This window comes from Bacillus sp. JZ105 (assembly GCF_053903125.1).
This window is the reverse complement of record NZ_CP096387.1, coordinates 2,938,766-2,965,277: the sequence shown is the minus strand read 5'-3', so window position 1 is coordinate 2,965,277 and position 26,512 is coordinate 2,938,766. Positions and strand designations below refer to the sequence as shown.

The 26,512-nt window shown below is 40.4% G+C and carries 23 protein-coding genes; 18 read left to right on the top strand and 5 right to left on the bottom strand.

The window, feature by feature from the left end; all coding sequences use genetic code 11:
- Positions 1–195: 195 nt before the first annotated feature.
- The 5 genes from dapF to M1D81_RS15325 all read left to right on the top strand — a co-directional run bounded on the left by dapF (position 196) and on the right by M1D81_RS15325 (position 4,167).
- Positions 196–1,050 (top strand): diaminopimelate epimerase, encoded by an 855-nt coding sequence (gene dapF, locus M1D81_RS15345; RefSeq protein ID WP_456266454.1) that lies wholly within the window; start codon positions 196–198, stop codon positions 1,048–1,050.
- A gap of 73 nt (positions 1,051–1,123) precedes the next feature.
- Positions 1,124–1,486, top strand: coding sequence for a HesB/IscA family protein (locus M1D81_RS15340; protein ID WP_024423354.1), 363 nt, complete (start codon positions 1,124–1,126; stop codon positions 1,484–1,486).
- 305 nt (positions 1,487–1,791) lie between these two features.
- Positions 1,792–2,400: an SLATT domain-containing protein gene (locus tag M1D81_RS15335; protein ID WP_456266455.1), complete on the top strand. Its 609-nt coding sequence runs from the start codon at positions 1,792–1,794 to the stop codon at positions 2,398–2,400.
- A gap of 12 nt (positions 2,401–2,412) precedes the next feature.
- Positions 2,413–3,783 (top strand): reverse transcriptase domain-containing protein, encoded by a 1,371-nt coding sequence (locus tag M1D81_RS15330; protein ID WP_456266456.1) that lies wholly within the window; start codon positions 2,413–2,415, stop codon positions 3,781–3,783.
- Between the two features lie 177 nt (positions 3,784–3,960).
- Entirely contained in the window at positions 3,961–4,167 is a 207-nt protein-coding gene (locus M1D81_RS15325; protein WP_024423352.1) for a hypothetical protein, read from the top strand.
- Positions 4,168–4,213: 46 nt separating this feature from the next.
- On the opposite strand, the gene yumC is transcribed toward M1D81_RS15325, so the two are convergent.
- On the bottom strand, positions 4,214–5,212 hold the full coding sequence (gene yumC, locus M1D81_RS15320) for a ferredoxin--NADP reductase 2 (protein WP_456266457.1): 999 nt from the start codon (positions 5,210–5,212) through the stop codon (positions 4,214–4,216).
- A gap of 391 nt (positions 5,213–5,603) precedes the next feature.
- On the opposite strand from yumC, the gene M1D81_RS15315 reads away from it, so the two are divergent.
- The 4 genes from M1D81_RS15315 to M1D81_RS15300 all read left to right on the top strand — a co-directional run bounded on the left by M1D81_RS15315 (position 5,604) and on the right by M1D81_RS15300 (position 8,227).
- Positions 5,604–6,821 (top strand): NAD(P)/FAD-dependent oxidoreductase, encoded by a 1,218-nt coding sequence (locus M1D81_RS15315; RefSeq protein ID WP_024423350.1) that lies wholly within the window; start codon positions 5,604–5,606, stop codon positions 6,819–6,821.
- A gap of 134 nt (positions 6,822–6,955) precedes the next feature.
- Positions 6,956–7,081 (top strand): YuiA family protein, encoded by a 126-nt coding sequence (locus M1D81_RS15310; RefSeq protein ID WP_157834354.1) that lies wholly within the window; start codon positions 6,956–6,958, stop codon positions 7,079–7,081.
- A gap of 81 nt (positions 7,082–7,162) precedes the next feature.
- The gene (locus M1D81_RS15305; RefSeq protein ID WP_024423349.1) at positions 7,163–7,483 is read left to right on the top strand and encodes a YuiB family protein; all 321 of its coding nucleotides are present in this window, start codon (positions 7,163–7,165) and stop codon (positions 7,481–7,483) included.
- A gap of 99 nt (positions 7,484–7,582) precedes the next feature.
- On the top strand, positions 7,583–8,227 hold the full coding sequence (locus M1D81_RS15300) for a 3D domain-containing protein (RefSeq protein ID WP_456266458.1): 645 nt from the start codon (positions 7,583–7,585) through the stop codon (positions 8,225–8,227).
- A gap of 40 nt (positions 8,228–8,267) precedes the next feature.
- Here M1D81_RS15300 and M1D81_RS15295 read toward each other — a convergent pair whose 3' ends face one another.
- Positions 8,268–8,744 (bottom strand): divergent PAP2 family protein, encoded by a 477-nt coding sequence (locus M1D81_RS15295; RefSeq protein WP_024423347.1) that lies wholly within the window; start codon positions 8,742–8,744, stop codon positions 8,268–8,270.
- Between the two features lie 323 nt (positions 8,745–9,067).
- Here M1D81_RS15295 and M1D81_RS15290 point away from each other — a divergent pair, with 323 nt between their 5' ends.
- From M1D81_RS15290 to M1D81_RS15280, 3 genes are all read left to right on the top strand, one after another.
- Positions 9,068–10,558, top strand: a complete 1,491-nt coding sequence (locus M1D81_RS15290) for a leucyl aminopeptidase (RefSeq protein WP_456266459.1) — start codon at positions 9,068–9,070, stop codon at positions 10,556–10,558.
- Positions 10,559–10,698: 140 nt separating this feature from the next.
- On the top strand, positions 10,699–12,027 hold the full coding sequence (locus M1D81_RS15285; protein ID WP_456266460.1) for a Na+/H+ antiporter family protein: 1,329 nt from the start codon (positions 10,699–10,701) through the stop codon (positions 12,025–12,027).
- Positions 12,028–12,186: 159 nt separating this feature from the next.
- Positions 12,187–12,963, top strand: coding sequence for a sporulation protein (locus M1D81_RS15280; protein ID WP_456266461.1), 777 nt, complete (start codon positions 12,187–12,189; stop codon positions 12,961–12,963).
- A 39-nt stretch (positions 12,964–13,002) separates the two neighbouring features.
- On the opposite strand, the gene M1D81_RS15275 is transcribed toward M1D81_RS15280, so the two are convergent.
- The 3 genes from M1D81_RS15275 to M1D81_RS15265 form a co-directional block, all read right to left on the bottom strand.
- Positions 13,003–13,599, bottom strand: coding sequence for a biotin transporter BioY (locus M1D81_RS15275; RefSeq protein ID WP_456266462.1), 597 nt, complete (start codon positions 13,597–13,599; stop codon positions 13,003–13,005).
- A 116-nt stretch (positions 13,600–13,715) separates the two neighbouring features.
- Positions 13,716–14,852 carry an alanine dehydrogenase gene (gene ald / locus M1D81_RS15270; protein WP_025094176.1) on the bottom strand — a complete coding sequence of 379 codons (1,137 nt, stop codon included), beginning with the start codon at positions 14,850–14,852 and terminating at the stop codon, positions 13,716–13,718.
- A gap of 110 nt (positions 14,853–14,962) precedes the next feature.
- On the bottom strand, positions 14,963–16,192 hold the full coding sequence (locus tag M1D81_RS15265) for a PucR family transcriptional regulator (RefSeq protein WP_024423341.1): 1,230 nt from the start codon (positions 16,190–16,192) through the stop codon (positions 14,963–14,965).
- 406 nt (positions 16,193–16,598) lie between these two features.
- Between M1D81_RS15265 and M1D81_RS15260 the strand changes: the two genes are divergently transcribed.
- The 6 genes from M1D81_RS15260 (at position 16,599) to essA (ending at position 26,448) form a co-directional block, all read left to right on the top strand.
- Entirely contained in the window at positions 16,599–16,892 is a 294-nt protein-coding gene (locus M1D81_RS15260) for a WXG100 family type VII secretion target (protein WP_003213769.1), read from the top strand.
- Positions 16,893–16,987: 95 nt separating this feature from the next.
- Complete coding sequence (locus M1D81_RS15255; protein WP_003213579.1) at positions 16,988–17,227, top strand: EsaB/YukD family protein; 240 nt, start codon at positions 16,988–16,990, stop codon at positions 17,225–17,227.
- Between the two features lie 14 nt (positions 17,228–17,241).
- On the top strand, positions 17,242–18,555 hold the full coding sequence (gene essB / locus M1D81_RS15250; RefSeq protein WP_326149127.1) for a type VII secretion protein EssB: 1,314 nt from the start codon (positions 17,242–17,244) through the stop codon (positions 18,553–18,555).
- 51 nt (positions 18,556–18,606) lie between these two features.
- Positions 18,607–23,082, top strand: coding sequence for a type VII secretion protein EssC (gene essC / locus M1D81_RS15245; RefSeq protein WP_456266463.1), 4,476 nt, complete (start codon positions 18,607–18,609; stop codon positions 23,080–23,082).
- Positions 23,079–25,973 carry a type VII secretion protein EsaA gene (esaA, locus tag M1D81_RS15240; protein WP_456266464.1) on the top strand — a complete coding sequence of 965 codons (2,895 nt, stop codon included), beginning with the start codon at positions 23,079–23,081 and terminating at the stop codon, positions 25,971–25,973. Before essC ends, esaA begins: the two co-directional genes overlap by 4 nt.
- Positions 25,963–26,448 (top strand): type VII secretion protein EssA, encoded by a 486-nt coding sequence (essA, locus tag M1D81_RS15235; protein ID WP_456266465.1) that lies wholly within the window; start codon positions 25,963–25,965, stop codon positions 26,446–26,448. Before esaA ends, essA begins: the two co-directional genes overlap by 11 nt.
- Positions 26,449–26,512: the final 64 nt, after the last annotated feature.

The following is a 26,512-nucleotide window of genomic DNA, read 5'->3' as shown; positions in this document are numbered from 1 at the left end:
GCATCCAATATGTTATGCTAATAAAATATCATCAATATGAAATATCACACGAGAGAAAAAGAGGCATATGCATAATAAAAGCCCTTTGCCATGGCAGCAAAGAGCTTCTATGTATGAAAAACGGGGGATGATAAGATTGTCTCCTGAATCGACTCCTTTTATACTATAAAGAAACAACATTTTTGGAGGAAGCTCATGACATCATTTCAATTCACGAAAATGCACGGATTAGGAAATAATTATATTTACGTCAATCAGATGAAGGAACAGCTTCCAGAAGAGCAGCTATCAGAGATAGCGATCCGCGTTTCTTCTGTTTATACAGGAATCGGTTCTGACGGGATGATCCTGATTTGCCCATCAGATGTTGCACCTGTGAAGATGCGCATTTTCAACAATGATGGATCAGAGGGCAAAAACTGCGGTAATGGGCTGCGCTGCGTTGCAAAGTATGTGTATGAGCATCAAATTGTGACGGACACAACGTTCCAGATTGAGACATTGTCAGGACTTGTTGAAGCGACTGTTCACGCTCAGGATGGTCAAGTTCAGTTAGTTACAGTAGATATGGGAAAACCACGTTTTGAAAAAAAAGCGATGCCAATGCTTGGAGAACCGGCTAGCACAACGATTAATGAGGCACTTGATTTTGGCACTACGAAATTAAATGGAACGGCCGTTTCAATGGGAAACCCGCACATCGTTTTTTATTTAGAGGACATTGAAAAAGCGCCGCTTCATACACTTGGGCCGATCATCGAAAAACACGACATGTTCCCTGAAGGCGTCAATGTAGAATTTGTTGAAGTTGTCAGTGAAACAGAACTTCATTTTCGCGTTTGGGAAAGAGGTTCAGGGATTACCCAGGCCTGCGGAACTGGGGCCTGTGCTGCGGCTGTATCCACAATTATGAATGGTCAGGCAAAAAAAGAAACAGACATGACCGTTCATTTAGCAGGCGGAGACCTCATCATTCGTTGGAAAGACAATGACCACGTGCTCATGACAGGACCTGCTGAAACGATTTGTGACGGCACATTTTATCTCTAAACCATTTATTTGAGAAAAGGCATCATCACGTTTATAATTGAAAAGAAACATCCAGTCAAAAGGAGGGATGATCATGAGTACACCAGTAACCATTACAGAAGCTGCTGCACTGCAGATTAAAGATATGATGAAAGAACATGAAGAAGAAAATGCGTTCCTTCGAGTGGGCGTAAAAGGCGGCGGCTGCAGCGGTCTCTCATACGGCATGGGCTTTGACCATGAAGTCTCAGAGAAAGACACGCAGTTCGAGCAGCACGGCATCAATGTCCTTGTCGATTCTGAAAGCCTTGATATCATGAACGGAACCATCATAGATTTCAAACAATCACTCATGGGCGGCGGTTTCACGATCGACAATCCAAACGCCATTGCATCATGCGGGTGTGGTTCTTCTTTCAGAACAGCAACGAATACCGGTACGCCGGAAGAGTGTTAAATTCATAACATTAATAACAAACAACCTTCTCAATTAGAGGAGGTTGTTTGTTGTTAATAATGTATATTTGAAATAACACATGGAAAAACACACTTTTTTTCATACAATATTACTATATTTATTTTTACAGTTATTGACTAATGATGAAGATTGTGCGAATCTATAAATAGACACAGAGACTTTCTTCTGGACCTTGAAGTTTTAAAGGTAAGCTAATTTCTTTGGAACATTGATTCTTTAAAAGAATATTAACTATTCAACTTTTTAAAGCTCTGTGTCTTAATAAATTTGGAGAAATAAAAATTATGATAGACGATATTAAAGAAGACATTAAAGAAGACATTAAATCTTTAAAAGACAATAGAATATGGATTACAAAAAAAGCAAGAATGGAAGCTGAAGCAAGATTGAATCGAAATAATCTTTTTGCACAACTCTTAGTTAATTACTATACCTTTGTTGTTTTGGCTTTTTCCATTTGGACTCTAGTTTCACAAGATAAGGTAATGTCTCTATTAACAGTCATTGCTTCAGTAGGGCTTTTTGGAGTATCTATCTTCGTGAGTTCAGCCGGCTTTAGGGAAAAAGCGCTTCAGTTCAAAGACTCTTATTCAAATTTAAATGAACTGGAATTTGAACTAAACAATTTACTGAGAATTTCTGATTCACTCGAAATTTATGAACTTATTAAAAAACTTAAAGAATATGAGATGCAATATAATAATATTTTGAATAAGATAGATAATCATAAAGATGTTGACTATATTAAAGTGCGTTTAAAACATCAGTCAAATATTACTTTTGGGCCGATTGCATATTATTATTTTAACAAGGTTGTTTATTATACTTTTATAATATTGTTATTAATTATTCCATTTGTTCTTTCAATAATTTATTTAATCATGAATTTATAAGGAGAGAATTAATTGTCAGCGAGTAGTGAGTTTAAAAAATATTATTCTATTTATAAGCTAGAAGAGGTATTTAAACTTTATATTAAACATGATAGTGCACTAGGTATAGATAAGATGACTTATAATAATTTTGTGGAAAATCAAAAACAAATATTTGAAATTATAAATAGGAAAGTCACTTTGGGTACATATAGATTTACTGCTTATAAAGAAAAACTAATATTAAAATCTAGAAATTCATACCCGAGGCTTATTTCAATACCTACTCTTAGAGACAAACTTGTTTTGAAATCGCTACACTTGGTTTTATCTAATACATTTAGTGAAATAAAACAGCCATTACCACAAGAATGTATTCAAGATATAAAAAATTGCAAGGATAAATTCAATAAATTTATTAAATTGGATATTTCCGATTTTTACGGAAATATAAGACATGGAATACTGATTGATAAATTAAAGAAAAAGATTAAGAAAGAAGAAATCCTATCTTTAATTAAAGAAGCAATAACAACACCGACATATTTAGGTGATGGTGGAAAAACTCAGGAGATAATCACCCAGGGGGTACCCCAAGGATTGTCAATATCAAATATTTTGGCAAACATATATTTGCATAATTTAGATTTAGATTTTCAAGAAAGAGAAGACCTAAAATATATTAGATATGTTGATGACATTATAATTATGTGCACAGAGGAAAATTTTAAAAAAGTTTATAAAGAAATTAAGTATGAATTGGAAGGAATTTATAACCTTCAATTAAATATTGATAAAGAAGAAAAAGGTGATATTAAAGAGAACGGTTTTAATTTTTTAGGCTATGCTTTAAAAAATTCGTCCAATGGTACACCAAAATTAACTGTTAAAGAATCAAATAGTAAACGATTTGAGAATTCAATAGTTAAAATATTCGCGAAATATAAACATTCTAAGAGAATGTCACCTGAACAATTTATCTTTACAATTAATAATAAGATAACAGGCTCTATTAGCAGTAAGGTAAACGGTGATAAAACTAAAGAATTCAGATATGGTTGGTTATTTTATTTTTCTCAAATGGAGGATACAGAATTTTTATATCATTTAGACTGGTTTGTCAGAAATTTGTTGGATAAATTTCAATTGGATCATATAGATAAAAAGAAGATAAAAAAGTTTTCAAAAGCCTTTAATGAAATAAAATATAATTTTAAAGAGAGTACTTATATACATAGACCTGATGATTTGAATGTTCAAGAAAAAAAAGCACTGTTGGAGAGTATCTTTAAGATACCCAATAAAGATTTAAATAGCGAACGCAACATAGAAAAAATTTATAGTAAATTGGTTTATAAACCTATTTTAGAATATGAAAAAGATATTTCTAGTATTATTTCCTAGAACCTTATTGGATCCCATCTTACTTAGCTTTTATAATAAATTTAAAGGAAATGAATTTTTAGATTTCAAAATCGCTCAATTTTGTTACAGCTGGCCCGAACAACTGGCTATTTCCACTCGAAAAGAGTATCATGAGAACCAAACATAAACTGTAGTGAGAAAAGAGGTTGCTGAGGTTTGAGTGAACAAATCAATTGCAGGAACTGTCATGAACTGATTCCTTATCGTTCCAAAACGTGTCCATCTTGCGGGATTGAGAAGCCGCTTCCGAAAAAGGAACGTGTGAAGGATCGGGTGATTTTGGTTGTGGCAGGGATTGTTGTGGTGCTGCTTGCTGCAATGGTACTTGGAATGGCAAATGCCTATATTGGGGTTTTTAAATAAACGAAAAAGGAGTTCCGCAAGTGGGAACTCCTTTTTTGATCCGATCTTATTTCTTTTCAAATAAGCTTGTGGAATGGAGGGGCTGTACACGGGCTTTCGGGTCCATGTAAGCTTTCGCATTGTTGACAGCAGTTGGTGCTTCACCAAATCCGCTTGCAATCAATTTGACTTTTCCTTCATACGTACAGATGTCTCCTGCCGCATAGAAGCCTTCAATGTTTGTTTCCATTGTAGATTTCACCACGATGGAGTTCTTTTCGATTTCAAGGCCCCATTGTTTGATTGGTCCAAGGGAGGAAACAAAACCGAAGTTGACGATCACGTCGTCCACATCAAGCACTTGTTTTTTGTCGCCTTTGACTTCTTCGAGTACGATTTGTTCAATGCGGTCTTCACCAATGAGCTCAGTTGGTACATATGGTGTTAGTACATTGACTTTCGAGTTGTGCAGGTTTTCTACACTGTGCTCATGTGCGCGGAATTTATCGCGGCGGTGAATAATGGATACTTCTTTTGCGATTGGTTCAAGCATAAGTGCCCAGTCCACCGCAGAGTCTCCGCCCCCAAGAACGGCAACACGTCTGCCGGCAAATTGGTTCAAGTCATTAATGAAGTAATGAAGGTTGCTTCCTTCAAATGATTCTGCTGAATCAAGTTCAAGCTTTCTCGGTTGGAATGCACCGTTACCAGCTGTGATGATAATTGTTTTAGAATAATGAATCTCTTGATTTGTCACAAGTTTAAAGATCCCATCTGCCTGCTTTTCAACCGTTTCAACTGCCTGCTCTAAGCAAATGGTTTGATCAAATTTATCCATTTGTTCCTTTAAGTTATCAACTAATTCTTGTGCGCGGATTTTTGGAAATCCAGCCACATCATAAATATATTTTTCAGGGTAAAGAGCGGATAGTTGACCGCCGAGCTGAGGAAGGCTTTCAATGATTTTCACACTTGCCTGTCTCATGCCTCCGTAAAACGCAGTAAACAATCCAACTGGGCCGCCCCCGATAACGGTAATGTCATATACCTTAGAATCTTCTTGCATTCCTTTAATCCTCCCAAATGAAAATTGTTATCACTATATCATATCATACCACATATCGTCGTTTGACTTGTTTTGAAAAACTTGTCGTTTTTTGATGCCGAAGCTTTGAAAAGGAGGAAAAAGTGAGAAAGACCGTTTATCATAAGGATTTTCAGTTTAAAGCCTTGAAAATTGGAGCAGAACTCGCTATTATTGTTAAGGGAACTAAATATTAATTTTTTATGAATTTTTGTCGGATACGGTCAAATGCTTTCGTTTTATGTAGGTGAAAGTTCAGATTTTCACATACTTATTTTTTTGTTTAAATTTCATAAAATGCCGCAAAGCGGTTGAGAATAACGATATGTAATTCTTTATCCGTTTTACAGCAAATTTAAAAAAGGTGGATGTGATTCCAGTGAATAAACCGAAAATCGTTGTATTAGGTGCAGGTTATGGCGGATTAATGACTGTAACAAGATTAACAAAACAGCTTGGCACAAATGATGCGGACATTACTCTTGTGAACAAGCATAATTATCATTACGAAACAACATGGCTTCATGAAGCAAGTGCAGGTACTCTTCATCATGACCGCTGTCGTTATCAAATCAAAGATGTGATTAACAGTTCCCGTGTCAACTTTGTACAAGCAACAGTTGAAAGCATTGATAAGGAAGCGAAGAAAGTTGTGACATCAGATGGCGAACTTTCTTATGACTACCTTGTTGTTGCACTTGGTGCTGTTCCTGAAACATTTGGTATTGCAGGACTGAAAGAATACGCATTCTCAATCTCTAACATCAACTCTGCTCGTCAGCTTCGTGAGCACATTGAGCTTCAATTTGCGACGTATAATACGGATGCTGAAAAACGTCCAGAGCGTTTGACAATCGTTGTCGGCGGCGCAGGATTCACAGGTATTGAGTTCCTTGGTGAGCTTGGAAACCGTGTGCCTGAGCTTTGCAAAGAGTATGACATTGATCAAAAAGACGTGCGTATCATCTGTGTAGAAGCTGCGCCAACAGCTCTTCCTGGATTCGATCCAGAATTGATCGACTATGCGATGAACTACCTTCAAGGTAAAGGTGTTGAGTTCAAAATCGGTACAGCGATCAAAGAATGTACGCCTGAGGGGATCATTGTTGGAAAAGACGATGATACAGAAGAAATCAAAGCTGCGACTGTTGTTTGGGCAGCAGGTGTACGCGGTAACCCAATCGTTGAAGAAGCTGGTTTTGAAAACATGCGCGGCCGCGTAAAAGTTTCTCCAGACCTTCGTGTACCAGAAAATGATGATGTCTTCATCATTGGTGACTGTTCATTGATTATCAATGAAGAAATCAACCGTCCATACCCACCAACTGCACAAATCGCTATGCAACAAGGTGAGACAGTAGCGAAAAACCTTGCAGCACTAGTAAAAGGCGGTTCTCTTGAAAGCTTTAAGCCAGACATCAAAGGAACAGTTGCTTCTCTTGGTGAACACGACGCTGTAGGTGTTGCATTTGGTAAAAAACTTCAAGGAACAAAAGCTTCTGCAATGAAGAAAATCATCGACAACCGTTCTTTATTCATGGTTGGCGGACCAGGACTTGTTCTGAAAAAAGGAAAATTCAAGTTCTTCTAAACATCATAGACAAAAACGTGTATCCTCGTGATACACGTTTTTTTATAAGTTGTGGTATATTTTCTCACTTGGTTATTGACGGCAAAATATGTTATGATGAATTATCAGAAAATTTAGATTAAGGAGTGAGCAATATGAATGCACAAACAAAGGAAAAAACATCAATCTGTCAATATTGTTCAGGAAAAGGGTATTTTCAGCTATTGCTCGGCGGATCTGAAACGTGTGAGGAATGTAAAGGGACAGGAAAGAAGCGTTAATGGATTTGCTTTTTCCATTGATTGACTTCATCTCTATTTCCAAGTTAAACTAATGATGGGATATTTGGGGGTGGAGATGAAGTGATCAGTTTACCAGTCGTTATCATTTCAGTTATTTTATTTTTCGTGTTATTCTTCGGCATTGGGTTTTTGCTCAATATGCTGCTGAGAATGTCATGGATTATGGCTATTTTATATCCAATTGTATGCCTTTTCATTATCAACAATCAAAAGATGATTGCTTATGTAAGAGAGCCTGGCACTGCTTTTTCAGGAATAGGAGACCGGATCGTCTCACTCGCTGCGGCTGATATCATCATCTTATTAAGCGGCCTGATCGGTGCAATCACATCAGGTTTTGTCATTAATGCACTTCGAAAAAGAGGGTATCAAATGTTTTAACTCACTTGCGGACTCGCAAGTGGGTTTTTTTGTTTCTCCTTTGCATAGTTTCCATTTTGTTTGGAAACAAATAGATGGGTAGAGGAGTGACAAATAGAGATGAAAACATGGATGAAACGATTGTTCATGACCGCCCTATTCATGCTTGCACTTTTGACAAGCTTTACGGGCATATCTGGAGTCGAACCAAGTGATTTAGCTGCATGGGTGAAAGAGACCGATGCGGGCAAGCAAGTATCTTCTTTTTTTCAGCAGCCAAAAAGGGAAACGATCGCACTCAAAAGTGAAGATTCGCGGGCTGTTTCTCTCGAAGAAGCGTTTAATTGGAACGATTACCCGAAGCAGAAGGTTGTTGCAACCGGCTATACAGCAGGTGTGGAATCAACAGGCAAAACGAAGGAACATCATGCATATGGCATTACATATTCAGGCGTTAAAGTAAAACGTGATTTATACTCAACAGTGGCAGCCGACCCATCTGTTTTTCCGATTGGAACGGTGCTGTTTATCCCAAACTATGGCTACGGTGTAGTTGCAGATACCGGCAAAGCCATTAAAGGTCATAAGCTTGATTTATACTATGAAACCGTTGATGATGTGTATAGAGAATGGGGTAAAAAAGTGCTCGATGTGTATATCATCAAAAAGGGTGAAGGGACGTTAACGGAAAAAGACTTAAATCAGCTCAATGAAGCAGAATCGATGCAAGTATTCCGTCAGCAGTTTCAAGCCAATAAAGAATAAAAAAGCTCTGGGCCGTTTAAGGTCCAAAGCTTTTTCGCTTCTACATGAAGTAATAATCTAAGATGAGTGTCAGCAAGATCCCTGTTAAGCCGCCGAAGAAGACTTCAATCGGCTTATGACCAAGAAGCTCTTTTAATTTCTTTTGCTTTTCTTTTTCTTCCGCATTTGGGAAATTCTTTGCCTCGGAAACAAATCGGTTAAAATCTGTTACGAGCTTGTTGAGAACAGTCGCCTGTTCTCCTGCCTGTCTGCGAACGCCTGTCGCATCAAACATGGTAATAATGGCAAAGATGGCGGAAATGGCAAAGATAGATGTATCTAGCCCGTGCTCTAAAGCAACTGCTGTGGAGAGTGCTGTTACTGCTGCGGAGTGTGAACTTGGCATTCCGCCTGTGCTTGTAATGAGCGACCAATCTAGTCGTCTAGAAATGATAAATTGAATCGGTACTTTTACAAATTGTGCAAAAAAGATGGCTGCTAGGCTGGCAAGCAGCGGAAAATTCGTCAGTACGCTCATGAACAAGAAACATCCTCTCTTTAAGAAAAAATATCGTGCGAAATGATGGACTAAAAATCCTAGTATGATGAAAAAATGATAGCAGTAAAAAAAGCTGCCAAGTCCATGTTCATTATAACATTAAAGAAAGTAGATGTGGAACGGAGAGGACACGGACAGGCTGCTCAGTTTTCGCCGCTTTTTCATGATGCCCTTCCGCGTGTGAAAATATAAATGTTCATCAAGTAAAGACAGACTGGCAATGATCGTATAGGCACGCAAATTTTGATATAATAGAAGTTCCAATGTGAAAAATGGAGTTCATTAAGGAGCGTGTGATAAATATGTTTTTCTCGACAAATGAATTGCAGCATAAAGATACACTGGCGATCGGACTTTTTCAAAAGAGCCAATTATCAGGAAAAGCAAAAGAAATGGATGAATTACTTGAAGGAAGAATCACTGAATTATTAAAAGAAGGCGACATTTCATCCAAACGAAATCAGCTTTCGAAGTTTTTCCCATCCCCTGAAACAGGCATCAAACGCATTTATTTTGTCGGGCTTGGGAAGGAATCAGATTACACGTTTGAAGAGGCAAAAGAAGTGTTTGCCCATTTATTTAAAAAGCTTCATCAAGATAAAAAGCAAGCGGTTTCTGTCTTGCTGGATACGTTTATTGGAAAGGATCTGCCTGCTCAAGATGCAGCCCATGCCCTTTCTGAAAGCTGCCTTTTAGCTACATATGAATTACAGGATTTTAAACATAAAACAAATGAACCGGATCGTTTTATCGAGTTTGTTTATGCAACGACAGAGCATGATCAAGCTGAAATTCAGGCGAGTTTGAAAGTCGGCGAAGTGTACGGACAGTCAGTCAATTCGGCCCGTACCCTTGTGAATATGCCGCCAAACATGCTCACATCCTCTGATCTGGCTTCGTATGCGGCAGAGCTTGCATATAAATATGAATTTGAGATTGAAATTTTAGATAAAGAACAAATGGAAGAGCTCGGAATGGGCGGTATTTTAGCCGTCAATAGAGGCTCAACAGAACCGCCAAAACTCATCGTATTGAAATATCAAGGCAAGGAAGAATGGACAGACGTCATCGGCCTTGTCGGTAAAGGCATCACGTATGATACCGGGGGCTATTCTTTAAAGCCAAGAGCGAGTATGGTTGGCATGAAAACAGATATGGGCGGCTCAGCCTCTGTTTTAGGCGCAATGGAAATCATCGGCGAACTTCGCCCAGAGCAAAATGTCATTGCGGTCATCGCCTCAACCGATAATATGATCTCGGCAGACGCTATGAAGCCGGACGACGTGATTGTGTCACTAAGCGGTAAAACAATCGAAGTGCTCAATACGGATGCAGAAGGCCGTCTTGTTTTAGCAGATGGGGTGACATATGCGAAGCAGCATGGTGCCTCTGTCCTTGTAGATGTGGCCACATTAACAGGCGGTGTCATTGTGGCGCTTGGAAATGAGACAACAGGCGCGATGACCAATAACGATGAGCTGTACGCTCAGTTTAAAGAAGCAGCAGAAGAATGTGGTGAAATGATCTGGCAGCTGCCCATCACGGAAAAAGATAAAAAACGAGTACGAAACAGCAAAATGGCGGATCTCAATAACTCACCAGGACGTGATGGTCATGCGATCATGGCAGGTGCTTTCATTGGCGAATTCGCAGAGGATACGCCTTGGGTTCATTTAGATATTGCAGGAACTGCAACAACAGAAAAACCTTCATGCTTTGGACCAACAGGGGCAACAGGTGTGATGGTGAGATCACTCGCAACATTTGTGGAACGATTTGAAGGAACAAAATAAAGGATAAGGCTCTGCCGGATGGCAGAGCTTTTTTATGTAGGACATACGCCATTTGACGAAGTTTTTTTTCTATGGTAACATACGTTGGTACTTTAATTATCTACTACATTAGTAAACTAAAGGATTTCGGGGGTTTCACCATGAATGCAGTTGTTTTAGCGGTTGTTTTAATGTTGATATTAAGCTTGTTGCGGGTCAATGTCGTGATTGCGCTGGCAATAGGCGCTTTAGCTGGCGGACTTGCAGGTGGATTAGGCTTGGGAGGAACAGTGGACGCCTTTACGGACGGACTCGGAGGAAATGCAACAGTGGCGATTAGTTATGCGTTATTAGGAGCATTTGCTGCGGCACTGACGAAAACAGGTCTTCCAGATGCCATGGTTGAAGGAGCAGTGAAGCTTCTAGGAAAAGAAGGCGATTCAAGACGGAAAACACTATCAAAAGTGCTCATCATTCTTGTCATTTTGATCGTGTCTTGTTTTTCACAGAACGTCGTTCCTGTTCATATTGCCTTTATCCCAGTCTTAATTCCGCCGTTATTAAAGGTGTTTAACGAGCTTCAGATTGACCGCAGACTGCTAGCGTGTGTCATGACCTTCGGACTCACTGCACCATATATATTACTTCCAGTCGGATTTGGACAGATTTTCCACGGAATGCTTCGTGACAATATGAAGGAAGCGGGTCTGACTGTAGACCTTGCAGATATTCCGTATGCAATGCTGATTCCTGTTGCGGGTATGGTTCTTGGACTGATCGTTTCCATTTTTGTGTATCGAAAGCCGAAGGTATATGAGGATCGTGAAATTACAGACGTAGAGAAATCGGCTTATACGAAAAAAAGCTTATTCTTTGCCGGTCTTGCTATTCTCGTTTCGTTGATTGTCCAGCTTTATTTATCGCAAAGCCTTGGTGTGGAAGGAATGATCTTCGGTGCCCTCTCAGGACTGCTTGTCTTGTTTGTAACTGGAATGATGAAACGCGGTGAAGCAGATGAACTGATTACATCTGGAATGAATATGATGGCATTTATCGGTTTTGTCATGCTTGTTGCCGCTGGATTTGCCAACGTTTTAACAAAAACAGGAGACATTGAATCCCTTGTCAAAGCATCTTCCCAATTTATCGGAAACAGCCAGAGTCTTGCGGCGATTTTAATGCTGCTTGTTGGTCTGCTTGTGACAATGGGGATCGGATCATCATTTGCAACGATTCCAATTATTACAACCATCTTTGTTCCACTTTGTTTACACTTAGGTTTTAGTCCAATGGCTACCATTGCCATTATTGGCTCTGCTGCGGCTGTTGGAGATGCAGGTTCACCTGCAAGTGACAGTACGCTTGGACCAACATCTGGATTGAATATGGATGGACAGCATCACCACATTTGGGGAACTTGTGTCCCGACTTTTATCTATTATAATATTCCGCTTGTTCTGTTCGGCTGGCTTGCGGCGATTATTTTGTAAAATGAAAAGCTTGTAGAGAAAACGATGATGTTTTTTCTATAAGCTTTTTTATTGTTCGCAGATGAAAAAATAATTAGGACAAAAGTATGAATTAAATGAATCTTTCTTTCTCTATCTTACGTATATATGCTGATAAAAATGAAAAGGGGAAGATGGGACATGTCATTTTTTAAAAAGCTAGCGGCAAGTGCAGGAATTGGTGCGGCAAAAGTAGATACCATTTTAGAGAAAAACGCTTATTATCCAGGACAAGAAGTAACGGGAACTGTCCATGTAAAGGGCGGAAAAATTGCTCAGGAAATCCGCCATATCAATGTTAAAATTGAAACACAGTATGTGATTGTAAAAGATGATGAAGAGCGTAGAAAATATGCAAACATCCATTCTGTACGGGTGGCGGATTCTTTTACCATCCAGCCTGGAGAAAAGCATGAATTTCCGTTTTCTTTTATTCTTCCTATCGATACCCCGATGACGATCGGAAAAGTTGAAATTGCAGTGGAGACAGACCTTGATATCCAAGGCGGAATCGATAAATCTGACTATGACCGCATTTTCGTTGAAGCACATCCTTGGGTGAAAAATGTGCTGGAGGCCACTAGAAATCTAGGCTTCCACCTGAACGAAGCAGACTGTGAGCAAGCACCTTACTTCCAGCGGCGCCTGCCATTCGTCCAAGAATTCGAGTTCATTCCGACAGCAGACTACTATCGCTATATGCTTGATGAGTTAGAGCTGATTTTTCTGATAGATGAAGGCGGATTAGACATTGTTTTCGAAGTCGACCGCAGAGCAAGAGGCCTAAGAGGCTGGCTTGAGGAGATGTATAATGATGGGGAACAGCTTGTACGCTACCGCTTCAGTCCATCAGATCTTGAAGATGTAGAAGTGCTTGAAGGAATGCTAGAGGAAATCATAGATCAATACGCTGAGTAATGATGAAAAAAGAGCCTGAATGAAGAAAGGCTCTTTTTTCTATGATACAGCTTCTTGTTTTCGAAAGGATGTGGCCTTAGAAACAGAGCGATAAATTTTAGGAGCCAGCATCGCAAGTAATATGGTCAAAGCGTAGTCTTTTACCATAAACCAGATCATAAAGAACCACGTGGTTTGATAAGAAATCGGTGCATTGAGCCATACATTTAATGCGATGTATGTATAGGTGGTTCCGATCACATACATCACGGTCGTACCAGCAATGGCTGCAAGCAGAAAGCGGCCAAAGCCAGGGTTTTTTCTTTTCTCTAGAATGAATCCAGCAAGCCAGGCAGCAGGGATGTACGATAATACAAAGCCGCCGCTTTTACCTAAAATGACCCCAAAGCCCGCAGAGAACTGGGCGAATACAGGTGCACCAGCAATACCAACCAAGGCATAGACAATCATAGCTAATGCCCCGAGCCGTCTGCCGAGTAAGAGACCAGCAAGCACACAAAAAAACGGCTGCATCGTAAGTGGAATTCCGCCGACCTGTAAAAACGGCACAATAGATGTGATATTGGCTCCGATAGCCATGAGTGCAGCAAACATTCCGACTAGCACAAAGTCAGCTGTTCTTGTCTTCTTTTGCATGATGTTTCCCCCTGTCTTATCTGTACAAATAGATTAAGGGGAATAGAGGTTTTTGTCAACTTGTTTTTATTTTAGGTTAACAATAAAACCCGCCCATCAATAGGGCGGGTAGCTGATTAAGCTTCGGTCATAAAAGAGGCATCGATGGCTTTGCTGACAGGTACGTAATCATAGCCGAGATCACGAGCGACCGCTTCGTACGTGATATGTCCATTCATGACATTGACACCTTCTGCGATGGCATTGTTTTCTCTAATGGCTTTTGCAGCGCCTTTATTCGCAATTTGCAGTGCATATGGAACAGTGACATTCGTTAACGCAACAGTTGATGTCCGCGGAACGGCGCCTGGCATGTTGGCGACAGCATAATGTAATATGCCGTGTTTTTCATAAGTAGGCTGATCATGGGTTGTGATATGATCAATGGTTTCGACAATGCCCCCTTGATCAATCGCTACATCCACAATGACAGAACCAGGCTTCATTTGTTTCACCATTTCTTCTGTCACAAGCGTTGGTGCTTTGGCACCAGGAATCAGCACCGCACAAATGAGAAGGTCTGCCTCACTGACTGAATCTGCAATGTTGACAGGATTGGACATTAACGTTTTCATTTGATGGCCAAATTGGTCGTCCAGCTGGCGCAGGCGTTCGGCGTTTACATCAATCAGGGTGACATCTGCGCCAAGTCCGATCGCCATTTTCGCCGCGTTTGTTCCAACAACACCGCCGCCAATAATGGTGACCTTTCCTCTTGAAACCCCTGGTACACCTGCAAGTAAAATACCCTTTCCGCCTTTTGGCTTTTCTAAAAATTGAGCCCCAATTTGAGCGGCCATTCTGCCTGCTACTTCAGACATTGGTGTGAGAAGAGGGAGTGTTTTTCCGTCCGTTACTGTTTCGTAAGCAATGGCTGTAACGCCTTTTTGTTTTAATGCTTCAGCCAAGGAGGGCTCTGCGGCTAGATGCAGGTACGTAAATAAGATGAGTCCTTCTCTGAAATAAGGATATTCCTCAGGTAATGGTTCTTTTACTTTCATGATCATATCAGAAGATGCCCATACATCTTTCGCCTGATCAAGAATCTCTGCACCAACAGATACATAATCGTCATCAGTGAATCCGCTTCCAAAACCAGCGTTTGTTTCAATTAAAATCTGATGTCCAGCTGAAAGTAATTGAGAAGCTGCTCCTGGTGTTAAAGCCACTCGGTTTTCATTGTTCTTAATTTCTTTCGGAATGCCGATGATCATGTTTATTCCTCCTATGCTTATCTATTGATATTGTATGTCTAGTGTATCCGGAAAGTTTAGAAAATTCTTCGGTTGAAATAAAAAATAAAAAAACGCCTCTTTGTGAAATTTCACAAATGGACGTTTTTTAGCTTCATATCAAGGTATATGGTCATTTTCTCATTCATGTTTTTTAAATCAATTTCTGCGATGTCTGTAATCCGTTTTAATCGATAATTTAAGGTATTGATGTGGATGTTTAATTGCTTTGCGGCAATATTGGCATTGCTGTCACAGTCAATAAACCGCTCAAGGGTTTCGACAAGGTTGGAATGATGCCTCAGGTCGTAATCCTCAAGCTTCGATAAAGAGTAGCTGGAGTAAGAAGAGCCCTTTCGCTTCTCAGCAAGCACATCAAGATATTGATAAATGCCTAGTTCAGAAAAGCTGTTTAAACGTTCTGTTTCAACTGGAAAGCGTTCTTTCGTCTTTAATACAGCCAGAGCTTCTTTATAGGAAGGCTGAATTTGAGAGATGTTATCGTAAATTCCTCCAATTGCTGCCTGAACATGCTGAATATGATACCGGTCCGCAAGCTGCTGCAGCATACCGCTTGTGAATTGCTTAATATCTTGAAGCGGATGTTCTGTTTTTGGTGAGACAAGAATAATGAATTCGTGAAAATCAACAGTCGTTAACAGTACCTGTACTTGCTGTGTTGTTTCAAGCAGATAGGACAGCTTTTTTTCTGTCTCCTCTGTGAGTTCGTCACGAAGACGGAAGATGATGATGGCATATGTGTCTGGACATCTGATGCCAAGCCTTAAAAATAGGTCAAGCATCTCATCCTTTTCATGAATATGACCTGTGAGCATCTTCCAGAAAAGCTCCTGATTACGTTCTTCTGTTTTCGTTTTTCGAATTTGTAAGTTGAGTAATTTGTTTTTCACGGCATGCGCTGCCATTTTGAGAAGGTCCATTTCTTCTTCTGAAAAAGGCTGTGCGGATTCAATCGCCCAAATAAATCCGAGCACTTCTTTGTCCTTCCAGATCGAAATGGCGACCCTGCTAGATAAACCCACCTCTGCAATTTGAGGGACACGAAGCGGTTCGTCTGTTTTAAGGAGTGTAGGAATGATGCCGTCTTTCCAAAGCCGATTAATGACTTTTTCCGGTACCCGGCGGGAGATAATGGTTGAAGTTCTGGCGGGATCAGTAAAATCATTGTGTGTGCTATATGCCAATAATCGATGATGAGTATCTTCTATAGTAATAGGGCAATTGAGCACATCACTAATTTGGTCTGCCACATCCTCTAAACGATCAAGGCTATACTTAAACGGATCTGTCTTTTTTGTCATAAAAAACCCCTGCTTTTTCGAATATTTCACGTACTTACATTATGAAGAGAATGAGGTACGTAAATCAACAAAAAACTGCCATAAACTTAAAAAAACAAAAAGTGTGAGAAGCAAGTAAATGGATGTTGAAGCACGCTGAAAAAGAAATAGTACAATAATAACGTAGTAAAAAATCAATAGGCGGAAAGATCCACCGAAGCAGGTGGATACTTATTATGAATATATGACCAAAAAACTGTTAAATACTAGATAAAAAGCGAAAAAACAGTAATTCTATAGACTCATTTTGTAAAATAAAAACAGATTTGTTTGACTGTGTATCATTTCTGTTTTTATAATAATAACGTCAAAAAATAAGTGGATTAGCCCATTATATGGCGGCTATGCACGGGAGGTAATGAGGAATATGTCAGGAATTATTCGCGTAACCCCAGAAGAACTAAGAGCGACCGCTAAGCAATATGGTGTTGAAAGTCAAGAAGTGTTAAACCAAGTTGATCGTCTAAATAGAATGATCTCTGATTTAAAAGGAATGTGGGAAGGTGCTTCTAGTGAAGCATTTGCTGATCAATACGAACAGCTTAAGCCTTCATTTATCAAAATGTCTGATCTATTAACAGATGTCAGCAATCAGCTTGATCAAACGGCAAATACACTTGAAAGCACTGACCAAGACATCGCAAGCCAAATCCGCGGCTAATCAAAGGGATTTCCTTTCTAAGTGTGAAAAGCAGAAACAGCGCCGAGTCTGTCAATGGATGCCGGCGCTCTTTCTATTTTGTGAGGTGGAAATTTGTGTATATCGATATTACCATCGACTTAAAAAATTATGATGGCAGTGTGTTTGATTTGAGACTATCAAATTATTTACATATTAAACAAGTCATCCATATCGCCTGGCAGGCAAAACAAATCTCACTTCCAAAGCGAGAAGGCGGATGGGTGCGGGTAGTCAATAAGAAAGCTGTGTTTTCAGGCGAATATAAGCTGTCAGACTGTGGAATTACCACAGGAGACAGGCTGGAAATACTATGAAAGGACTTTTGTAAATGGCAGATAAAAAGAGTTCCTATTTAGAAGAACAATTAGAAGCAGTCATGAAAAAAGAGGGAGGCACCTATACCTTTATTTTTCAAAAAGAGACGATTAAACTCTTAGACGGTTTAGAAGCGGCACCGATCAAAGACATCAATCCTTCATTTCAGAAAGAGATCCAATTAACTGAAGATGAGGTCATCATTTCTATACAACCGCCTCCTGCCTATCAGGAATTTCGTTTCATCCATGCAAAGGATGAAAAAAGCAAATGGATTTTTTCATACCAGCTTGTCGATGCAGTTCTTAAACACGACGTGAAGCGGCTGCATCCTATTGTTTCTCCTGAAAACATTGTTTTTCATCAAGGCTTAGCTCCTGCATTTTTGCATTATGGAGTCAAAGAAAGCATCCCGCCATATGAAACCGATGAGCATCGCCTGTTAAAAGAGGTCAAGGCTGTCGTTCTTCGAGTGGTTGACCATGAATATCAATTTCAAGAATATGTGGCTTACAATGAAACGTTGAAATTATCGGAGCTGGCAAAAGAAATTAGTGAAACGAAGTCGCTGGAAGAATTGTCAGCTTTGATTGAGCAAAAGATCAAAGCAATCGATGCGAAAGAAAAAACGCTCTTAACCATTCCTAAAAAGAAATGGAAGATCGAGCGATACATCGGATTAGGTCTGCTTGTTCTGTTAATCCCTGCATTGGTGTACACCATTTATACCTTCTTTTTTGCCATGCCAAAACAAGAAGCATACGTCGAGGCAAACAAATATTATCTCAACAAGCAGTACAGTCAAGTGGTGGATACGTTAGAGAAATATCCAGCCAATCAAATGCCAGTCTCTCTTCAATATGAACTGGCCATTTCGTATGTACAAACGAACCAAGGCAGTCTGTTGCTTGATCAGCATAAAAAAGAAATCACAGAAACGTACACATTGCAGACAGATCCGCAATACTTCCTTTTTTGGATTCATATTGGACAAGGCAATAGCAAGGAAGCACTTGATATTGCACGGGTGCTTGGAGACGACAGGTACATATTTACGGCACTCGTCGCCTACCGCAATGAAATTCAAAACGATGACAGCCTTTCTGCTGAAGAAAAACAAAAACAGCTAGATCCGATCATTAAGGAAATGGCGAAATATGAAGAAAAAGAAACAACCGAGACAAGCACAAGTGACTCCTCAGACGCAAGCCAAACAGATGAAACAGCTGAACAAAAAGAGCAGTCAAAAGCCGATCAAGAGAAAAAAGAGAAAGAATCTGAAGCGAAAAAGAAAACCTCTCAGACAAAAAAAGATGAGAAAAAATAATTCTTTCGATACAACTGACAGTTGGTGCTGTCCCATGAGGAGGTGGAGCGTTTGAGTCTTCTTTGGGTTTTTTATGAGGAGGATTATCAAACTGTCCGTTTAGATGAGCAGTTCAATCGAGAAGCTCTGATTGGACCTGAAATAGAGCATACAGTGACAATCCCTTCACTTTCGTTTGATGAAGGGGTCATTCGTTTATCTCCTGATGAACCGAATGATGGTTTTACTATTTATCAGGGAGATGAGAAGAAAGGCAAATTACTTCCACATGAACCATATCAGCTTGGTTCACTCACACTTATTTTAATGGATGCACATCATGATCAACATATTTATTACCTAGGAAATAGAGTGGAGCTGTCTTTTTCACGTGAAGAGAAAGATGAGATTGATGTGTGGAAAGAACAAGCTCATTCCATGTTTCAAGATGCCAGCCAGTTCACTTTAGAGAAGATCGAAGGAACATGGTATGTCATGCCTCAGGACGAGATGATTTACGTGAACGGAAAGAAAATCCATGGTCCAGAGAAGATTTATGCAGGAGATGAGCTGTTCTGGAACTTTCTGACGGTGACATTTAAAGATGATGATTTATTACAGGTGACAGCTTACGAACCCTTTCATACACGTTTGGAAAAAACAAGACCGCCAAGTACAGAAACAAAACAAAAATACCCATCATACAGACGTACACCGCGTTTGATTTATGATTTGCCAGATGACCGGGTATCCTTTAGCTTTCCTTCGCAGGAGAGTGAAAATAACAGCAGAGGGCTTTGGCTTGTTGTCCTTCCGCCGCTTGTGATGCTCATTGTGATGGGGATTGTTGCCCTTATCCAGCCGCGTGGAATCTTTATTATCGTGTCGATGGCGATGTTTATCATGACGTTAATTACATCGTCCGTTCAATACTTTAAAGAAAAATCACAGCGCAAAAGACGAGAAGAGAAGCGGCAGCGTGTCTATTCTCTTTATTTAGAAAATAAACGGAAAGAGCTGCAGGAGCTGTATGACCGTCAGCAATATATTTTGACATATCATTATCCGTCATTTGAACAAATGAAGTATTTAACATCAGAAATCAGCGGCCGCATTTGGGAAAAGACGCTTGTGAGTGACGACTTCCTGCACCTGCGTCTTGGAACAGGCGCAGTCCCATCAAGCTATGAATTATCGATGAGCGGCGGCGATATGGCCAACCGGGATGTTGATGACTTAATGGAACAAACGCAGCACATGCAAAAAGTATATCGTGAAGTGAAGAATGTCCCGATTACATTCGGTCTTGCGGATGGTCCAACAGGATTAATAGGGAAGCCTGCGATTGTGAAAAATGAGCTTCATCAGCTTGTCGGACAGCTTGCTTTCTCGCACAGCTATCACGATTTGAGATTTGTCTTTATCTTTCATGAGCAGGAGTATGAGAATTGGGAATGGATGAAATGGCTTCCGCACTTCCAGCTGCCTCATACATATGGCAAAGGGTTTATTTACAACGAACAAACACGCGATCAGCTGTTGTCCTCTATTTATGAAATTTTACGCGAGCGTGATTTAGAAGAAGAAAAAGAGAAGAAAATCTTTACGCCTCATTTTGTGTTCATCGTGACAAATCATGAGCTCATTGCCGAGCATGTGATCTTAGAATACTTAGAAGGCAGCCGGACAGATCTTGGTATTTCCATTATCTTTGCTGCAGAAACTAAGGAAAGCTTGGCTGAAAATATTTCGACGCTTGTCCGTTATATTAACGAAGAAGAAGGAGATATTCTCATTCAGCACAAGAAGGCAGTACGAATTCCGTTTCAGCTTGATACACATCAGCGCGGGGACAATGAACTGTTTGCCAGAACACTGAGAACATTAGATCATCAAGTCGGTATGACCAATTCGATTCCTGAGACGGTCTCATTCCTTGATCTTTTTCATGCCAAACAGGTAGATGACATTGGCATTCGTGAAAAATGGCTGACTTCAGAAACGGCCAAATCATTATCAGTGCCAATTGGTTATAAAGGGAAAAACGACATTGTCGATCTGAACCTGCATGAAAAAGCACATGGCCCGCACGGACTGTTGGCGGGAACAACGGGATCAGGGAAAAGTGAATTTTTACAGACGTATATTTTATCGCTCGCTGTACATTTTCATCCGCATGAAGTTGCTTTTCTGTTGATTGACTATAAAGGCGGCGGAATGGCGCAGCCGTTTCGAAATATTCCTCATTTACTTGGAACGATCACCAATATTGAAGGCAGCAAGAACTTTAGTGAAAGAGCACTTGCCTCAATTAAAAGTGAATTGAAGAAAAGACAGCGGCTGTTTGATCAGTATCATGTGAATCACATCAATGATTATACGAAGCTCTACAAGGAGAAAAAGGCTGAGCAGGCAATGCCTCACTTGTTCTTAATCTCTGATGAGTTTGCTGAATTAAAAAGTGAAGAGCCAGACTTTATTAGGGAGCTTGTCAGCGCCGCACGTATCGGCCGAAGCCTCGGGGTCCATCTCATTTTGGCTACCCAAAAGCCAGGCGGGGTCATTGATGATCAGATTTGGAGTAACTCCCGTTTTAAGGTCGCACTAAAAGTACAAGATGCGTCAGACAGTAAGGAAATTTTGAAAAATAGTGATGCAGCGTCCATTACCGTCACAGGACGCGGTTATTTACAAGTGGGCAACAATGAAATTTATGAATTGTTCCAATCGGCTTGGAGCGGTGCACCATATATGGAAGATGGCTACGGCTCAGAAGATGACATTGCCATTGTGACAGATACTGGTCTTATTCCGTTATCAGGGGTAAGCACAGAGCCAGCAGTGAAAAAAGAGACAGTGACGGAGATTTCCGCTGTTGTGGATGAAATTGAACGTATGCAGCAAGAACTTGGAATCGAGAAGCTGCCAAGTCCATGGCTTCCACCGCTTGAGGAACGTATTCCAAAAACACGTTATACGTCGAGTGAAGAGCATGTCTTCCATTTTGCGCTTGTCGATGAACCAGATCAGCAAAGCCAGCATCCACTTTCTTATCAAATGATGGAAGATGGGAACATTGGCATCTTCGGTTCCTCCGGCTACGGCAAATCACTTGCTGCCACAACACTGCTGATGAGCTTTGCGGAGAGGTATTCACCTGAAGAATGGCACGCATATATTTATGATTTCGGAAACGGAACATTGCTTCCGTTAGCTAAACTGCCGCATACGGCGGATTATTTCTTAATGGATCAGATGAGAAAGATTCAAAAATCAATGAAGCGTCTCCGAGAAGAGGTTGAATATCGCAAGCGGTTATTCAGACAGCAAGAAATGAGTCATATCAAAATGTACAATGCCTTAAATGAGAAAAAGCTTCCATTCATTTTTATCGTGATTGACAACTTTGACATTGTCAAAGACGAAATGCATGAGCTCGAATCTGAATTTATTCAGCTGAGCCGTGATGGACAATCACTAGGTATATACTTCTTGATTACAGCAACCCGGGTAAATGCAGTGCGTCAATCGCTGATGAACAATCTGAAAACAAAGATTGTCCATTACTTAATGGATCAAGGAGAGGCGTACTCGATTATTGGCAGACCGAAATTCAGCTTAGAGCCGATCCCAGGCCGAGTCATTATTAACAAAGAAGAGCTTTATTTTGCGCAAATGTTCCTGCCAGTTGAAGGAGAGAACGATCTCGAATTGTTTGAGCATTTGAAACAGGAGATACAGCTTCTTCATGACCGCTTTGAAGCATCCGAAAAACCAAAGCCTGTGCCAATGCTTCCTGATAAGCTGACAGTTTGGGAGCTTGAGAGTCGTTTAGATGAACAAAAACTGCCTTATGACATTCCAGTCGGATTAGATGAGGAATCTGTGGCACCTGTTTATTTTGACTTGAAAAAGAATAAACATTGCCTCATTATCGGTCAAACGCAGCGCGGGAAAACAAATGTGACAAAACTGATGCTTGATCAGCTTTTAGTGGCAAAGCCTGAAAAGCTGGCTGTCTTTGATTCAATTGATCGGGGTCTATCCCATTATGCAAAAGAAGAGAACATTGATTACCTTGAAACAAAGGATGATATCACCGAATGGGCAGAAGAAATAGAACGCTTATTCAAGGTGCGGGAAGAGATGTACGTCGAAGCTGTACGCCGAGGGGAGACCGATCAGTTGTCATTTCCTCAAATTGTGCTTGTGATTGATGGCATTACGCGCTTTCAGCAGACGATCGATCCGCGTCTTCAAGATCAATTGGCTGATTTCATGAAGTCATATGCACACTTAGGCTTCAGCCTGATTGCATCAGGAAATCATACCGAGTTCAGTAAGGGCTATGATGCACTCACAAACGAAATCAAACAAGTTCGTCATGCTATGTTACTCATGAAAAAATCAGAGCAAACCATCATACCGCTTCCGTATGCAAGACAAGAACCAGAGATTCAGCCAGGCTTCGGGTATTTGGTTGAAAACGGAAAAGAGAAGAAAATTCAGGTTCCTTTATGTGCGGTAGAAAGGAAGAGTGTTCAATGACAGAGCAGCAAAAAAGCTCCATCAAAATCGTATCCACCATGATATTGATTCTTGTGCTGCCGGTTTTATTTTTCCACCTGATTGGAGATGATCCGGCAAAACAGAAGAAGAATGCCACACGAAATATTGCGGTGGTCAATGAGGATATGGGAGCGAGCGAAAGTGAAAACACGGCTCGTTTCGGACAGGATGTTGTGGCAGCATTGTCAGAGCGTCCTGATTATACATGGACTGTAGTGAATCGCAGTGCGGCGGAAAATGGACTGAAAAACAGAAAATATGACGCTGTCCTCTATATACCGTCTGATTTCTCTAAAAATGTGCTGAGCTATGATAAAGACCATCCTGAAAAGGCATCCATTCAATTTTCAATTCAAGATCAGCTCAATGCAGTCAATAAAGAGAAAGTGCAGAGAGAGCTGGAAAATGCGCAAAAGAAAATGAATGAACAGATGTCGACACTATACTGGAGTTTTGTATCACAGGAAATTGGCAATGTGAGAGAAGAATTTGAGCATATTGTCGGCAAAGAAGTCGAATTCCAAAACACGATGTACAACTTCTATAAGCCGAACTCAAACAAACTATCAGATGCCGTCCAGCAGCAGAAGAAACAAATAGAAGAATTAAAAAATGCGATGGCCGATTCACAGAAACAGTATAAAGACGGCTTGAGTACAACTGAAGAAGCAAAGAACCAGTTAAAGGACTTTGTGAAAGTAGTCGATCAATACCAGCAGTATCAAGATAAACAAAAGGATCTCTTGATCAAAGCGCAATCAGCAAGCCAAAAGCAAATCCAGCAAGGGCTCAAACAACTCGCTGACATTCAAAACCAAAATGCCCGCAGCTTTAGTGATCAAATGGGCGGACTCAAAACAGACATCAACGGGGTACAAAGTCAGCTGAAAACAACGGACAGCGCCATCCAATCTGTTCAAAAGTCGAGAGAAGACGTTATTCCTAAGCAATCCACGGGGTTAACGGAACTTGTGATAGCGTCTCAGAAGGAACTGATTAAAAACTATGAAGATCGTTACTTAGAAGATTATCGAAATAAAATATCAGACTTGCAGACAAAGCTATTGGCAAAAAGGCAAGAGTTAATGGACGAGCCTGAACCGCCAGCTGACTCTGATGAAGACGGGCCATCAGATCAAGATAATGAAAACCCAGAAGAAATTGGGATTAACCTAGAGGAAGAAATAAATGAGCTCTCACAGATTTCAATAGAAATGAACGACCTTGCGGATCAATTAGCAGATCAGGAGACGCCGCCTATTGGAGATGACAATGATGATAAAACCGGTGATGATCCTGCTCAGCCAGATACCGGCAGCACGAATACATCGAAGGATGATCTAAAAGCACTCGCTACTCGTCTAGATGAAGTGAAAAAGAAAATTCAAGAAAAAGCGAACGCCCATAATGACGAATTAAAAGACAAAGTGACTAAGATGAGTAAAGAGCTTGAGAAACTCACAAAAAAAGTAGAAAAGCTTGAAAAGACCATTCTACGGTTACAAGATCGATATGATGTGATTCAGAATGAAATCAAAAATCAGGAATCCTCTATTTTAAGCAAAGTAAAAGAGCTGAAGCGCAGGAACTCACCGATTAGTAATGCCTTTAGCGATCATCTTTTTGAGAAAAAGTTCGAAACAAAATCAACAAGAACTAAGAAATTAATGGACTATTCAAATCAACTCTCTCAGCTAGAGCTGATGATCGCAAATGTCTATCAACCATCTAATAATTCTTCTTTATATGACGCAAAAGAAGAGAATATCCAATCCATCCTCTCCATCAAAAAAGAAGAAACAGAAAACTGGGACAAACTCAAAAACCAGATGCTGACATCAAACGATGATGTGTCTACTTTTATTGATGAGATGCAGAAGTTTTCAGATGGTTATGCGGAGTACATTACGACTCAGCAGGCAAGCATGGAACAGGAATTACAGACAATTTCTGAAAGTGCGGACAATGTAGCTGAGCAAATGGCTGATCAAGGAGATGCGGTGTATACAGCAGACCTTGCAGGCAGTTCAATTGTTGTCAGTGCACAGGATTCAATTGGTCAGGAAGTGCTTCGTCTTTCTGAAAATATGAGTTCGTTAACCGACCGCCAAAAAGGGGTGGCGGATTATACGAATAACATTGAAGAGAGTGTCACAACAGTTCAAGAAAAAGCAGATACGCTGAATGAAAACTGGAGCAAGAATGTCGACTCTACAAAGCTTGTTCAGCAAGATTTAAAGGGTATTTTAGGAAATACATTAAGTGATCAAGGCAACAGCAACTATGTGTATAACCATTTAGCCAATCCGCTGAAAATCAGCGGCGATGTGCCGGAAGAAAAAACGCAGACTGTACCGCCGGTCGTCATTTTGGTCATTGTGATGATCAGCAGTTTGTTAATTGGCTTTTTCAGCTCGTATTATGCGTCAGCTCCGATGCTGGTCAAAGGTGCACTGTTTGGCATCTTGAATCTATTAGTCGGACTCATGATCAGCTTGTTTGGACTGAACATTTACAAACTTGCAGATGATCAAGCCATTCAATGGTCGATCTTCACCATTTTGTTATTAGTGGCGTGCTCTGCCTTTATTCGCACGGCCTTCCTATTCGGTTCTATTGCCGGGTGGATGGCAGCAACAGCGCTGATTTTCTTCTTTGTCGCACCGTTAATTGATTTGGTGATGCCGAATTTCCACTTTACCAATCCAGTGACAGACGTGTACCTGTCGATTCAATATGGAAATGGAGACACCTTTGGAATGGGCGTCACAGGGTTAGTGATTTTAACTGTTCTTTTCATGGTCGTACCGCTTGTGAAAAAGCTATGGAAAGATAAAACAGAGGAACGTGATGTGACTCATGAAGCTTAATCTATTCGTGAAAGGGGCGGCACTCGCTGCCGTTTCCCTTTTTCTCCTCATCCCTGCTGCTTTCGCTGCTGATGAAGATACGGATACGAATGTCAAGCCGAATGAATATCAAGAAAAGGAACTCAATATTAACTCAAGTATATTGAGGGATCAAACGAAATACGAACAAAGCAAAACGACTTCAAAAATCAAAACAGACATTCATTTTGCTAAACCGCCTAAAGCCCGGGGGGGATCTCTTTCTCCCCAGCTATTTAGTGATCTAAAGGAGAACCCGCCCAAAACACCAGCTCGTATGATGAAAGAGATGAATATCTCTTTTAGTGATTCGGCTGTATCAGCACCTTCTGAGGATGATCATGAGAAGCAGACATCGGCACTGCTTCCGATGATCTTTGGTTTCTTGATAGTCCTTGGTCTCGTCGTGATGATCATCCTGATTCCAAAGGTGAATGTGAAGGCTGAAAAGAAATAGTCTGTCTCTTTTAAAAGAGGCAGGCTTTTCTTTATGCAGATTGCTTGCTGTCATACCGTTTCAC

Coding starts and splice junctions, on each gene's coding strand:
- yumC (WP_456266457.1), bottom strand. CDS start 5,212: ATGCAAGAAGATTCTAAGGTATATGACATTACCGTTATCGGGGGCGGC.
- M1D81_RS15300 (WP_456266458.1), top strand. CDS start 7,583: ATGAAAACATGGATGAAACGATTGTTCATGACCGCCCTATTCATGCTT.
- M1D81_RS15275 (WP_456266462.1), bottom strand. CDS start 13,599: ATGCAAAAGAAGACAAGAACAGCTGACTTTGTGCTAGTCGGAATGTTT.
- M1D81_RS15335 (WP_456266455.1), top strand. CDS start 1,792: ATGATAGACGATATTAAAGAAGACATTAAAGAAGACATTAAATCTTTA.
- M1D81_RS15310 (WP_157834354.1), top strand. CDS start 6,956: ATGAATGCACAAACAAAGGAAAAAACATCAATCTGTCAATATTGTTCA.
- M1D81_RS15265 (WP_024423341.1), bottom strand. CDS start 16,192: ATGACAAAAAAGACAGATCCGTTTAAGTATAGCCTTGATCGTTTAGAG.
- M1D81_RS15280 (WP_456266461.1), top strand. CDS start 12,187: ATGTCATTTTTTAAAAAGCTAGCGGCAAGTGCAGGAATTGGTGCGGCA.
- essA (WP_456266465.1), top strand. CDS start 25,963: ATGAAGCTTAATCTATTCGTGAAAGGGGCGGCACTCGCTGCCGTTTCC.
- essB (WP_326149127.1), top strand. CDS start 17,242: ATGGCAGATAAAAAGAGTTCCTATTTAGAAGAACAATTAGAAGCAGTC.
- esaA (WP_456266464.1), top strand. CDS start 23,079: ATGACAGAGCAGCAAAAAAGCTCCATCAAAATCGTATCCACCATGATA.
- M1D81_RS15260 (WP_003213769.1), top strand. CDS start 16,599: ATGTCAGGAATTATTCGCGTAACCCCAGAAGAACTAAGAGCGACCGCT.
- ald (WP_025094176.1), bottom strand. CDS start 14,852: ATGATCATCGGCATTCCGAAAGAAATTAAGAACAATGAAAACCGAGTG.
- M1D81_RS15285 (WP_456266460.1), top strand. CDS start 10,699: ATGAATGCAGTTGTTTTAGCGGTTGTTTTAATGTTGATATTAAGCTTG.
- dapF (WP_456266454.1), top strand. CDS start 196: ATGACATCATTTCAATTCACGAAAATGCACGGATTAGGAAATAATTAT.
- M1D81_RS15340 (WP_024423354.1), top strand. CDS start 1,124: ATGAGTACACCAGTAACCATTACAGAAGCTGCTGCACTGCAGATTAAA.
- M1D81_RS15295 (WP_024423347.1), bottom strand. CDS start 8,744: ATGAGCGTACTGACGAATTTTCCGCTGCTTGCCAGCCTAGCAGCCATC.
- M1D81_RS15290 (WP_456266459.1), top strand. CDS start 9,068: ATGTTTTTCTCGACAAATGAATTGCAGCATAAAGATACACTGGCGATC.